Origin of the sequence: Streptococcus infantis (genome assembly GCF_047460825.1) — a bacterium.
Lineage (GTDB): Bacteria > Bacillota > Bacilli > Lactobacillales > Streptococcaceae > Streptococcus > Streptococcus infantis_V.
In genome coordinates this window covers 1-13,077 of record NZ_JASHFO010000040.1, presented here as the reverse complement: position 1 = coordinate 13,077, position 13,077 = coordinate 1, and the positions used below count along the sequence as shown (strand labels likewise).

Here is a 13,077-nt window from a genome sequence, read left to right as displayed (position 1 = left end):
CATATGATTCTTTCTAATGAGTTGTTTGATCGCTTTTCATTATAGGTCATATGGGACTTTTTTTCTACACAAAAATAGGCTCCATAATATCCATAGGGGATTTACCCACTACAAATATTATAGAGCCTGATTTTAAAGATCTTTGACCCAGCCTCTTTTTATGCATTTGGAAAACAAAAAGTCTTTCTATGAGCTAAAGCTCCTCATAAATCACAACAAAAGGAAGAACCTAAAGAAAGTTTTTAGTAGAGTGGGAGTTCTCTTTTGATCAAACTAGAGTTGATGTTTGGTAAGTTTTATTTGTGATAGGTGAGTCGAATACTAGGAATTTCCGGCATTGAAAATTTTGGGAATGGCGTTTCTTTAGATGAAGTAAGGTGATAGGTTTGACTTGCTCAAGTTTAAGGGGGATTGAATTTTTGAAAAACTCTCTAATCATCTTTTAAGAATATATAGTAGATTGAATCTAGAATAGTACACTAAGGATTCTAAAACGTTTTTAGAAATTAATTTGACTTTCCTAATCTCTTTGTTCACATCTTATTTCAATTCACTATACTCATAAGGGAGAAGTATTCGGTTATAGGACTTGAGCAAACTAAAAACCAGCGACTTTAATAGCTGGTTGCTCATATGCTTGTTCACTTGAAAGGGATGAAGGCTTATCTAGATCTTCTATTTCTACGATAGCCATTTAGTTTTTTATTTTCCCAATAACTGTTAAAGATTTTTTCTTTACTTTCACGATCAATTTCTAGGAAATAAGCATAGAGGAGATCGATTAAGATCAACATAGGAAGTTGGGCAGAAATGCGTTGGATATAGGAAGCCTGACTCTGGCTTGCTACCAGTACAGTTTCTGTAAATTCCTGAGTTTCCTTGCTTGGCGTACTAGTAAAAAGAACAGTTTTAGCCCCCATATCTTGAGCGTCTAGTAGACTGTCAATGATGGATGGAGTTGTTCCTGAAAGGGAAAAGCCAAAGACCAAACATTTTTCATCGATGATACTGGTTGTCCAGGCGAAACCATCTGGATCTGTCAAAGCCTCACAAACGACTCCAAGTCTCATGAAACGCAATTTCATCTCACGCGCAACGAGGCCAGAACTTCCAGTGCCAAAAAAATAGACGCGTTCTGATTGATCAATCATTTGGGCAATGCGCTCCAGTTGGTCATCATCAATCAATTCTTGTGTCATTTCTCGGATATTTGTATAGCTTCTCAAGACTCTTTGTGTCAAAGGATTCATATCTTGTTGAGGAACGGAAAGGGTATCCTTTTGTTGTTGGTATTTGAAAATAAATTCCCGATAACCCGTAAAGCCACATTTTTTGGCAAAACGAGTGAGAGCCGCCTGAGAAATATGAAGTTTTTGAGTGACCTGCTGAGAAGACAAGTCATCATGAATGGTATCTGCCTGCAAAAAATAGCGAGCAATCTCTTGCTCTAAATCGGTCATTTCTTCAAAGTGAAGATCAATAATCGTAGAGATATCTGGCTTGTTCATGGGACTCCTTTGTAGTTATTTGTTAAACATTATTTGTCAATAAAACCTAACAAATAAAATAGCGCTTACTTCTATTATACCACAGTTGCTTTGTTTTTGGGATAAAAAGGAAAAGTCTTTTCTTTTTCCATAATTTTCTCTTCAAATTATGGTACAATGGAAATTGAGATTTTGATTAGAAATGAGACTGATTTGTATGAGAAAATTCAATAGCCATTCGATACCGATTCGGCTTAATTTATTGTTTGCAATCGTTATTTTACTTTTCATGACCATCATTGGTCGCTTGCTCTATATGCAAGTTTTGAACAAGGATTTCTATGAAACCAAGTTAGCGTCTGCTAGCCAAACTAGGGTAACAACGGGTTCTGCTCGTGGAGAAATCTATGACGCGGCTGGAAAACCCTTGGTAGAAAATACCGTTAAACAAGTCGTGGCTTTCACACGAAGCAATAAGATGACAGCTACTGATTTAAAGGATATTTCCACTAAACTCTTAACGTATGTAACAGTTACCTCGCCAGATTTGACAGAACGTCAAATGGCTGACTATTATCTAGCAGATCCAGCTGTCTATAAAAAAACGGTAGAGGCTCTTCCTAAGGATAAACGTTTTGATTCTGATGGAAATCAACTATCCGAAGCTCAACTTTATAACAATGCTGCTGAGAGTATCACTTCTGATCAACTGAACTATTCAGAGGATGAAAAGAAGGTTATCTACCTCTTTAACCAGCTCAATGCAGTTGGTAATTTTGCGACAGGGAATATTCAAACCGATCCATTAAGTGACACACAGGTGGCCATCATTGCTTCAGCTTCCAAGGAATTACCTGGTATTAGCATTTCAACTTCGTGGGATAGAAAGGTTTTAGAAACATCTCTTTCATCTATCGTTGGAAGTGTCTCTAGTGAGAAATCAGGTCTTCCAGCTGAGGATGTGGATGCTTATTTGCAAAAAGGCTATTCACTTAATGACCGTGTTGGAACTTCTTATCTGGAGAAACAATACGAAGAAGTTCTACAAGGAAAGCGCACCGTAAAAGAAATCCATCTCGATAAATATGGCGATATGGAGAGTGTGGAAAATGTCGAAGAAGGTAGCAAGGGAAAAAATATTAAATTGACCATTGATTTGACCTTCCAAGACAGTGTGGATAATCTTCTGAAAAGTTACTTCAGTTCGGAACTTTCAAATGGTGGAGCAAAATATTCTGAAGGTGTCTATGCAGTAGCGCTCAATCCTAAGACTGGTGCTGTGTTAGCTATGTCAGGGATTAAACATAATTTGGAAACGGGTGACTTAACCACAGACTCGCTGGGGACTGTGACCAATGTCTTTGTTCCAGGTTCTGTCGTTAAAGCGGCTACCATCAGCTCGGGATGGGAAAATGGTGTTCTTAAGGGGAACCAGACCTTGACAGACCAGCCAATCGTTTTCCAAGGATCCCCAGCTATCAATTCTTGGTATACTCTTGCTTACGGTTCCTTCCCGATTACAGCAGTCGAGGCTTTGGAATACTCATCCAATGCCTATATGATTCAAACTGCCCTAGGAATGATGGGGCAAACCTATCAACCGGATATGACAGTTAAGACCGACCAACTAGAGTCTGCCATGGGAAAACTACGCGCAACTTTTGGTGAGTATGGTTTGGGTGCTGCTACAGGGATTGACTTGCCAGAGGAATCAACAGGATTTATTCCTAAAAACTTTGATTTGGCTAATTATCTGTACAATGCTTTTGGACAGTTTGATAACTACACACCAATGCAGTTGGCCCAGTATGTGGCAACAATCGCTAATAATGGTGTTCGCCTGGCTCCTCATATCGTAGAAGGAGTCTATGATAATAATGAGCAAGGTGGTCTAGGAAATTTGATTCAGCAAACAACTAGCACCGAAATGAATAAAATCAATATTTCTGAATCAGATATGGCAATCTTGCACCAAGGATTTTACCAAGTATCGCATGGAACTAGTCCCCTAACGACAGGACGGGCGTTTTCAGATGGTGCCACTGTTTCTATCAGTGGTAAAACCGGTACAGCTGAAAGCTATGTAGCTGGTGGTCAAAAAGAAGCTAATAATACCAATGCCGTGGCCTATGCTCCAACAGAAAATCCTCAAATTGCAGTTGCAGTAGTCTTTCCTCATAATACCAATTTAACCAAAAATGTTGGGCCAGCAATTGCTCGCGACATTATCAATCTATACAACCAACACCATCCAATGAATTAGAAAGGAAGCCATGCTTTATCCAACACCTATTGCTAAGTTGATTGACAGCTATTCTAAACTTCCAGGTATCGGGATTAAGACAGCAACCCGACTGGCCTTTTATACGATTGGGATGTCTGATGACGACGTCAATGAATTTGCTAAAAATCTCCTTGCAGCCAAGCGAGAATTGACCTATTGTTCGATTTGCGGACGTTTGACGGATGATGATCCGTGTTCAATCTGTACGGATCCTAGTCGTGATCAGACTACTATCCTAGTATTAGAGGATAGCCGAGATGTAGCAGCTATGGAGAATATTCAAGAATACCACGGACTCTATCATGTCTTGCACGGATTGATCTCCCCTATGAATGGGATTAGTCCTGACGATATCAATCTTAAAAGTCTCATGACTCGTCTCATGGATAGCGAGGTTTCAGAGGTCATCGTCGCGACCAATGCCACTGCTGATGGTGAGGCGACCTCCATGTATATCTCTCGACTTCTCAAGCCAGCAGGAATCAAGGTTACTCGTCTAGCGCGAGGTCTAGCAGTCGGAGCTGATATCGAGTATGCTGACGAAGTAACGCTCTTAAGAGCTATTGAAAATCGTACAGAGCTCTAGTCTGTAAGGTTAAGGATAGATGCAATGAACTAGGCTGTTAACAATTTAAAAGAAGTCACTTTGTGGCTTCTTTTTCTGTTTGGTAGAAATAGGAAAAAGTGCCTCAAATATGGTAAAATAGAAGGAGTATATTGTGAGGAAAATGGATGTCAACCACTTTTGAAATTTTAATGAATCAGTTGGGAATCCCCGCTGAAATGAGAAATCATGAGGCCTTCTCTCAGGCTGAAATAGAACAAGTTATTGTTCATAAACGAAGCAAAGTTTGGGAGTTTCATTTTGTTTTTGAAAATATCTTGCCTTTTGAACTTTTTCTAGAGTTGAAAAGAGGCTTGAAAGAAGAATTCTCAAAAACGGGAAATCAGGCTAGTTTTGAGATAAAAACGAGAAATCAGGAATTTTCTAGAGAACTTTTACAAGCCTACTATCGAGAGGCTTTTTCGGATGGTCCTTGCGCTAGTCAAGGTTTTCGTTCTATATATCAGAATTTTCAGGTTCGCTTTGAAAATGACCAGTTGATTATTGAAGCTTCTGAAGCGGCAGATACAGAGCATTTTAGAAAAAATCATCTGCCAAATCTTAGCAAACAGCTGGAACTTTTTGGCTTTCCTAAATTATCCTGCATTTTAGAAAAAAATGAAGAACTCACGAGGGAAGAGCAAGAGGCCTTTCAGACGGAAAATCAAATGATTATCCAAGCTGCCAATGAAGAAACACTTCGGGCTATGGAACAATTGGAACAGATGGCGCCACCACCTCCAGCTGAGGATAAGCCTGTCTTTGATTTCCAATCCAAGAAGGCAGCTGCCAAGCCAAAACTAGACAAGGCAGAGATTACTCCTATGATTGAGGTTAATACTGAGGAAAATCGTCTGGTTTTTGAAGGAGTTGTCTTTGATGTCGAGCAGAAGGTGACTAGAACGGGTCGTGTCCTAATTAATTTCAAGATGACGGACTATACATCTAGCTTCTCCATGCAAAAATGGGTTAAAAATGAAGAAGAAGCCCAAAAATTTGACATGATCAAGAAAAATTCCTGGCTCCGTGTTCGAGGAAATGTCGAGGTCAATAATTTTACACGAGATTTGACCATGAATGTTCAGGACGTGCAGGAAGTTGTTCACTATGAACGTAAGGACTTGATGCCAGAAGGTGAGCGTCGCGTTGAGTTTCATGCCCATACCAATATGTCGACCATGGATGCTCTACCTGAAGTTGAAGAACTCGTTGCGAAAGCTGCTAAATGGGGTCATAAAGCGGTAGCAATCACGGACCATGGGAATGTTCAATCCTTCCCTCATGGCTATAAGGCGGCTAAGAAAGCTGGCATCCAGCTGATCTATGGGATGGAAGCCAATATCGTTGAAGACCGTGTTCCTATCGTCTATAACGAAGTGGAGATGGACCTTTCTGAAGCTACTTATGTAGTCTTTGACGTGGAAACGACTGGTCTATCTGCTATCTATAATGACTTGATTCAGGTGGCGGCTTCTAAGATGTATAAGGGCAATATCGTAGCTGAATTTGATGAATTTATCAATCCTGGTCACCATTTATCAGCCTTTACTACTGAATTGACAGGAATTACGGATGAGCATGTGAAAAATGCCAAACCCTTGGTTCAAGTTCTGAAAGAATTCCAAGAGTTTTGTAAGGATACCGTTCTTGTAGCCCACAATGCAACCTTTGACGTTGGCTTTATGAATGCCAACTATGAACGTCATGGCCTGCCAAAAATCACTCAACCCGTCATCGATACACTAGAATTCGCAAGAAATCTCTATCCTGAGTATAAACGTCATGGTCTAGGACCCTTGACCAAGCGTTTTGGTGTTGCCCTAGAACACCACCACATGGCCAACTACGATGCAGAAGCAACTGGCCGTCTGCTCTTTATCTTTATCAAGGAAGTGGCAGAAAAGCATGGAGTGATAGACTTGGCGCGATTAAACCTTGATTTAATCAGTCCAGATTCTTATAAAAAAGCTCGCGTCAAGCATGCGACCATCTATGTGAAAAATCAGGTGGGCTTGAAAAATATCTTTAAGCTGGTTTCTCTATCAAATACCCAGTATTTTGAAGGAGTACCGCGGATTCCACGTACGATACTGGATGCCCATCGAGAAGGCTTAATTTTGGGCTCCGCTTGTACAGAAGGGGAAGTCTTTGATGCAGTTGTATCACAAGGTGTAGATGCGGCAGTCGAAGTTGCTAAATACTATGACTTTATCGAGGTGATGCCTCCGGCAATCTATGCACCTCTGATTGCCAAAGAGCAGGTCAAGGACATGGAGGAGCTCCACACCATTATCAAGAGTTTGATAGAGGTTGCAGATCGCCTTGGGAAACCCGTTCTTGCGACAGGAAATGTCCACTATCTCGAACCTGAGGATGAAATTTATCGAGAAATCATCGTCCGCAGTCTAGGTCAGGGGGCGATGATTAACCGAACGATCGGCCACGGAGAAGCTGCCCAACCAGCTCCGCTACCCAAGGCACATTTTAGAACGACCAATGAAATGTTGGATGAATTTGCCTTTCTAGGAGAGGACTTGGCTCGTAAGGTTGTCATTGAAAATACCAATGCCTTAGCAGAAATCTTTGAGCCTGTTGAGGTCGTTAAAGGTGATTTGTATACACCTTTCATTGACCAAGCCGAAGAAACAGTTGCTGAATTAACCTATAAAAAAGCTTTTGAAATTTATGGAAATCCACTGCCAGATATCGTTGATTTACGAATTGAAAAGGAATTGACTTCTATCCTGGGGAATGGATTCGCCGTGATTTATCTGGCTTCGCAAATGCTAGTGCACCGTTCCAACGAACGAGGTTACTTGGTTGGTTCCCGTGGGTCTGTTGGATCCAGTTTTGTTGCGACCATGATTGGGATCACCGAGGTTAATCCTCTCTCTCCTCACTATGTCTGTGGTCAGTGTCAGTACAGTGAATTTATCACGGATGGTTCCTACGGTTCAGGGTTTGATATGCCTAACAAGGACTGTCCAAACTGTGGCCACAAACTCAGCAAGAATGGACAGGATATTCCTTTCGAGACCTTTCTTGGTTTTGACGGGGATAAGGTTCCCGATATCGATTTGAACTTCTCAGGTGAGGATCAGCCGAGCGCCCACTTGGATGTACGTGATATCTTTGGGGAAGAATATGCCTTCCGTGCAGGAACGGTTGGTACGGTGGCTGCTAAAACAGCCTATGGATTTGTCAAAGGTTACGAGCGTGACTATGGCAAGTTCTACCGTGAAGCCGAAGTAGAGCGCCTAGCCCAAGGAGCTGCTGGTGTTAAACGGACGACCGGTCAGCACCCAGGGGGAATCGTTGTTATTCCTAACTATATGGATGTCTATGACTTTACTCCAGTGCAATATCCTGCAGATGATGTAACTGCTGAATGGCAGACCACTCACTTTAACTTCCACGATATCGATGAGAACGTCCTCAAGCTCGATGTTCTTGGTCATGATGATCCGACCATGATTCGCAAGCTCCAGGACTTGTCAGGCATTGATCCAAATGATATCCCTATGGATGATCCTGGTGTCATGGCTCTCTTCTCGGGTACAGATATCCTGGGAGTGACACCTGAGCAAATCGGGACTTCAACTGGTATGCTTGGAATTCCAGAGTTTGGGACCAACTTTGTTCGCGGAATGGTGGATGAAACCCATCCGACGACCTTTGCGGAGTTGCTACAGCTTTCTGGTCTGTCACACGGTACCGACGTATGGTTGGGAAATGCCCAGGACTTGATTAAGGCTGGAATTGCGGACCTATCAACCGTTATCGGATGTCGGGATGACATCATGGTTTACCTCATGCACGCTGGCCTGGATCCAAAGATGGCCTTTACCATCATGGAGCGTGTACGTAAGGGATTGTGGCTTAAAATCTCAGAAGAAGAGCGCAATAGTTATATCGAAGCTATGAAGGCTAACAATGTACCTGAGTGGTATATCGAATCTTGTGGGAAAATTAAGTACATGTTCCCTAAAGCCCATGCGGCTGCTTACGTTATGATGGCCCTTCGTGTGGCCTATTTCAAGGTTCACCATCCGATTTATTATTACTGTGCATACTTCTCCATCCGTGCCAAGGCATTTGATATCAAGACCATGGGTACAGGCTTGGATGCTATCAAACGCAAGATGCAAGAAATTGCTGAAAAGCGTAAGAACAATGAAGCTTCCAACGTAGAAATTGACCTTTACACAACTCTTGAAATCGTCAATGAGATGTGGGAACGTGGCTTCAAGTTTGGGAAATTGGATCTCTATCGCAGTGATGCGACTGAATTTATCATCGACGGAGATACCCTCATCCCACCGTTTGTCGCTATGGATGGTCTTGGAGAGAACGTTGCCAAGCAATTGGTTCGTGCTCGTCAAGAAGGGGAGTTCCTCTCTAAAACAGAACTCCGCAAGCGCGGTGGACTCTCATCAACCTTGGTTGAAAAGATGGATGAAATGGGAATTCTCGGTAATATGCCAGAGGATAACCAGCTCAGTCTGTTTGATGATTTGTTTTAAGAACTTGGAGGATATTTCATGAAACTAAGAATTTTTGCGGAAGATAAACCGGCTGAGAAGGTATTTGAATATCAATTGGAACTTGCTGATCAGACAATTTTTTTGTCAACAGCACTCTTGTCAGGTGCTATTGCACTAGCAGGGCTACTCTCTGCTTTACATAAAAACTAAAAAATATAGAAAAGAGAAACAACATGGTTTTACCAAATTTTAAAGAAAATCTAGAAAAATATGCTAAATTGTTGGTTGCGAACGGAGTGAACGTGCAACCTGGTCACACTTTGGCCCTCTCTATCGATGTGGAACAACGCGAGTTGGCTCACTTAATCGTCAAAGAAGCTTATGCACTTGGTGCACATGAAGTTATCGTTCAATGGGCAGATGACTTTGTAAACCGTGAGAAATTCCTGCACGCGCCACTAGAGCGTTTGGACAATGTGCCTGAATACAAGATTGCTGAGATGGATTACCTTCTTGAAAACAAAGCAAGTCGTCTCGGTGTCCGTTCTTCTGACCCAGGTGCCTTGAACGGAGTGGACGCTGAAAAGCTCTCTGCTTCTGCAAAAGCTATGGGAATTGCTATGAAGCCAATGCGTATCGCCACTCAATCTAACAAGGTTAGCTGGACTGTAGCAGCAGCTGCTGGACTCGAGTGGGCTAAAAAGGTCTTTCCAAATGCTGCGAGTGACGAAGAAGCAGTGGACCTCCTTTGGGACCAAATCTTCAAGACTTGCCGTATCTACGAAGAAGATCCAGTTAAGGCTTGGGAAGAACATGCAGCTATCCTGAAGAGCAAGGCAGAAATGCTTAACAAAGAGCAATTCTCAGCTCTTCACTACACAGCACCTGGAACTGATTTGAAACTTGGCTTGCCGAAGAACCACGTTTGGGAATCAGCTGGTGCAGTTAATGCCCAAGGTGAAGGATTCTTGCCAAACATGCCAACAGAAGAAGTCTTTACAGCTCCTGACTTCCGTCGTGCTGATGGTTATGTAACGTCTACAAAACCACTCAGCTACAATGGAAATATCATCGAAGGCATCAAGGTGACCTTTGAAAATGGTCAAATCGTTGATATTACAGCTGAAAAGGGTGACCAGGTTATGAAGGACCTTGTCTTTAAGAATGCTGGTGCGCGTGCCTTGGGTGAATGTGCCTTGGTACCAGATCCAAGTCCAATTTCTCAGTCAGGTATTACCTTCTTTAATACTCTTTTCGATGAGAATGCTTCAAACCACTTGGCTATCGGTGCCGCTTACGCAACTAGCGTTGTTGGTGGAGCAGAGATGAGCGAAGAAGAGCTTGAAGCTGCAGGACTTAATCGTTCAGATGTTCACGTTGACTTTATGATTGGTTCTAACCAAATGGATATCGATGGTATCCGTGAGGATGGAACACGCGTACCACTCTTCCGTAATGGAGATTGGGCAATTTAAGGAGAATCTATGCTTGGAAGTATGTTTGTCGGTCTTTTAATCGGACTACTAGCAGGAGCTATCACCAATCGTGGCGAACGAATGGGATGCTTCGGGAAAATGTTCCTGGGTTGGATTGGTGCCTTTCTAGGACAATTACTCTTTGGTTCTTGGGGACCAAGCCTAAACGGTACAGCCATTATCCCATCAGTTCTCGGGGCCATGATTTTACTAGCCATCTTCTGGGAAAGAGGAAGCTAAGTTAAGGCTTAATGTTATTTTGAAATAGAGGTTGGAACTGTTGAACTGCACCCAAAAGTTAGACAAAAAAATCTAATTTTGAGGTATTTTTATTTTGAAGTATTATGTCTTATTCTTGCACTGATTGAATATTTATCGTATAATTAAATGAATCGTAATTTTTTTACGGTTAAAGGAGGGCTAGTATGTTACAAAAATTTAAGGTAAAAGGTTTTAAAAATTTTGCATCACAAATTGAGTTTGATTTAACAGCTGGAAATTATTCGTTTAATAATAGCATTGTAAAAAACAATATTCTTTCTACTGCGGTTATATATGGAGATAACGCCTCAGGTAAATCAAACTTAGGTTTAGCTATCATGGATATTATAACTCATCTAACAGATAATGAAAAAAATAGTGATGATTATAAAAAGCATTTTTTAAATTTAGAGACTATGCCTAAGTTTGCTGAATTTGAATATACATTTAATTTTAGTAATCACATTGTTAAATATAATTACTCTAAGCGTAGCTATGATGAAATTGTTTGTGAAGAATTATTTATAGATGATGAATTAATTATTCAGTATGATAAAAAGAGACAGTTTAGGACTATAAATTTAAAAAATGGTAGTGAAATTAACTTTGATAAATTAAGAAACGACCAATCTCTAGTAAAACTTGCTTATGTTTATTCAACAGGATCAGATAACATTGAGGGAACTAAGGATGACATTTTTAACAGATTTATTAAGTTTGTTGAATCGATGTTATCTTTCGACTCAATATATGGTAATCATTATCAGGGATATACGACAGGTAATGGTGGTATAGCCTCGACAATTATTGAAAAAAATAAAATAAAAGATTATCAAGAATTTCTGTCTGATTTGGGTATTAAATATGACTTGTTTGAAAAAGAAATTGATGATACAAAATATATTTTTGTAAAATTTCCTTCTGGGAAAGAGGCTAATTTCTTTAGCATTATGTCAAAGGGAACAGTTGCCTTATCATTATTTTATATGTGGTATATGCAAATGGAAGATGGTATTCATTTTATGTTTATTGACGAATTTGATTCTTATTTTCATCATGATGTTTCCAGAAAATTGATACAAAAACTCAAAGAATCTACCAGTCAAATTATTTTAACAACACATAATACTGCAAATATGTCTAACTCTATTTTAAGACCTGATAGTTATTTTACTATTTCTAATAATAGAATTGCTAATATAGCAGATCGTTCAGGTCGTGAAATTCGTCAAGCACAAAATATAGAAAAAATGTATCGAGCAGGTAGTTTTGATAATGAGTAATATTTTATTTATTGTTGAAGGTAAGGTAGATGAACCAAAATATATAGACCAATTTATCCAATATCACCAAGAACGTATGGTAGAAAATGGAAATAATATTATTCCAATTGTTGTTCAGAGCTACGGAACATTAATATATGATTTATATAAAAAAATCTCTGAATATCCGGATGAGGATGAATTTGAAACGATTCCTGTTTTACTAGACATACTAAAATCAAAAAATATGGAATATGATTCTCAACTAGAAAATTACGATACGTTTTCTGATATTTTTCTTTTTTTTGACTTAGATGCGCATTACTTTTACAAGTCTGATAACCCGAATGATTTGCTTTCTTCGAAGATTTATGACCTTTTGTTACTTTTTAATGAATCAACTGATAAAGGCAAATTATTAATTAGTTATCCAATGTTTGAAGCAATTAAATGTTTTAACGATGATTATATTGATAGCAATAGTGTCTTGTTACATCTGTTTAATATTTATGATGTTAAAAAGAGAGGAAAAACAACATTTAAAGATAAATATAAAAATGTAACTTCGGATATGTATAATAATCCATTATATGATAAGTCGAAGATTGAAAAGTTGGTTAAATACTTTATATATTGTTCATTGTATTTAGTTGATGATAAAACTGAAATTGCGAATTCTAGTGCTATATTTTCAAATCAATATACAAAGTTCATTAATCCGCATAATAAAGTTGTCATATTATCAGCATTTCCTCATTTTATAGTTGATATTTTTGGGATAGACCAATATTTCGAAAAAGAATATCAATATAGATCAAAAGATATTTCATAGCGATATTGAAATATGTTACTGATTTGTAAATAATAAATTATGTTATAAAAAGAAATGTTGAAGTGCACCCCGAAAGTTAGAGAGAACTGTTAATTTTGAACCACTCTCTATAAGATGCCATATAAAGTCATTTAAAAGCTTATTTATGGTTAAAGATAAAGAGTCTGGAAATAGTCTCTGAAATTAGAAAAAAGTATAGCATCAGGTAGAAAAACTTGATGCTATACTTTTTGTTACAGAAAGATTTACTTCATTTGTTACTATAGTCAACTGAAACAAGAATAAGACAAAAGAGCCTCGAAAAAAGTATTACAACTTGGTAATACCTTTTTGAGGTGCTTTTTGATATGAGCCCATGTTTTCTCAATAGGATTGTACTCAGGTGAGT

At 39.3% G+C, this 13,077-nt stretch carries 9 protein-coding genes and 1 pseudogene; 8 read left to right on the top strand and 2 right to left on the bottom strand.

Annotation, left to right across the window (positions count from 1 at the left end):
- Window positions 1-662: 662 nt before the first annotated feature.
- On the bottom strand, window positions 663-1,508 hold the full coding sequence (locus QM911_RS09180; RefSeq protein ID WP_049525741.1) for a MurR/RpiR family transcriptional regulator: 846 nt from the start codon (window positions 1,506-1,508) through the stop codon (window positions 663-665).
- Window positions 1,509-1,704: 196 nt separating this feature from the next.
- Between QM911_RS09180 and pbp2b the strand changes: the two genes are divergently transcribed.
- From pbp2b to QM911_RS09140, 8 genes are all read left to right on the top strand, one after another.
- Window positions 1,705-3,750, top strand: coding sequence for a penicillin-binding protein PBP2B (gene pbp2b, locus QM911_RS09175; RefSeq protein WP_075228537.1), 2,046 nt, complete (start codon window positions 1,705-1,707; stop codon window positions 3,748-3,750).
- Window positions 3,751-3,760: 10 nt separating this feature from the next.
- Complete coding sequence (recR, locus tag QM911_RS09170) at window positions 3,761-4,357, top strand: recombination mediator RecR (RefSeq protein ID WP_251938494.1); 597 nt, start codon at window positions 3,761-3,763, stop codon at window positions 4,355-4,357.
- Between the two features lie 146 nt (window positions 4,358-4,503).
- Window positions 4,504-8,898, top strand: a complete 4,395-nt coding sequence (locus QM911_RS09165; RefSeq protein ID WP_414313807.1) for a PolC-type DNA polymerase III — start codon at window positions 4,504-4,506, stop codon at window positions 8,896-8,898.
- An 18-nt stretch (window positions 8,899-8,916) separates the two neighbouring features.
- A complete protein-coding gene (locus QM911_RS09160; RefSeq protein WP_414313806.1) occupies window positions 8,917-9,069 on the top strand; it encodes a hypothetical protein in 153 nt (50 codons plus the stop codon).
- A 23-nt stretch (window positions 9,070-9,092) separates the two neighbouring features.
- On the top strand, window positions 9,093-10,334 hold the full coding sequence (locus QM911_RS09155; protein WP_414313805.1) for an aminopeptidase: 1,242 nt from the start codon (window positions 9,093-9,095) through the stop codon (window positions 10,332-10,334).
- A gap of 9 nt (window positions 10,335-10,343) precedes the next feature.
- Window positions 10,344-10,574, top strand: coding sequence for a GlsB/YeaQ/YmgE family stress response membrane protein (locus QM911_RS09150; protein ID WP_223140522.1), 231 nt, complete (start codon window positions 10,344-10,346; stop codon window positions 10,572-10,574).
- A 185-nt stretch (window positions 10,575-10,759) separates the two neighbouring features.
- Window positions 10,760-11,878, top strand: coding sequence for an AAA family ATPase (locus QM911_RS09145; RefSeq protein ID WP_414313804.1), 1,119 nt, complete (start codon window positions 10,760-10,762; stop codon window positions 11,876-11,878).
- Complete coding sequence (locus QM911_RS09140; RefSeq protein ID WP_414313803.1) at window positions 11,871-12,689, top strand: hypothetical protein; 819 nt, start codon at window positions 11,871-11,873, stop codon at window positions 12,687-12,689. The genes QM911_RS09145 and QM911_RS09140 overlap by 8 nt, the downstream gene beginning before the upstream one ends.
- 266 nt (window positions 12,690-12,955) lie before the next feature.
- Here QM911_RS09140 and QM911_RS09135 read toward each other — a convergent pair.
- A pseudogene (locus tag QM911_RS09135) lies at window positions 12,956-13,077 on the bottom strand (IS630 family transposase); the annotation flags it as partial.

Bases quoted from the DNA above. Each gene is read 5' to 3' on its own strand.
- QM911_RS09180 (WP_049525741.1), bottom strand. From the start codon at position 1,508: ATGAACAAGCCAGATATCTCTACGATTATTGATCTTCACTTTGAAGAA.
- pbp2b (WP_075228537.1), top strand. From the start codon at position 1,705: ATGAGAAAATTCAATAGCCATTCGATACCGATTCGGCTTAATTTATTG.
- recR (WP_251938494.1), top strand. From the start codon at position 3,761: ATGCTTTATCCAACACCTATTGCTAAGTTGATTGACAGCTATTCTAAA.
- QM911_RS09165 (WP_414313807.1), top strand. From the start codon at position 4,504: ATGTCAACCACTTTTGAAATTTTAATGAATCAGTTGGGAATCCCCGCT.
- QM911_RS09160 (WP_414313806.1), top strand. From the start codon at position 8,917: ATGAAACTAAGAATTTTTGCGGAAGATAAACCGGCTGAGAAGGTATTT.
- QM911_RS09155 (WP_414313805.1), top strand. From the start codon at position 9,093: ATGGTTTTACCAAATTTTAAAGAAAATCTAGAAAAATATGCTAAATTG.
- QM911_RS09150 (WP_223140522.1), top strand. From the start codon at position 10,344: ATGCTTGGAAGTATGTTTGTCGGTCTTTTAATCGGACTACTAGCAGGA.
- QM911_RS09145 (WP_414313804.1), top strand. From the start codon at position 10,760: ATGTTACAAAAATTTAAGGTAAAAGGTTTTAAAAATTTTGCATCACAA.
- QM911_RS09140 (WP_414313803.1), top strand. From the start codon at position 11,871: ATGAGTAATATTTTATTTATTGTTGAAGGTAAGGTAGATGAACCAAAA.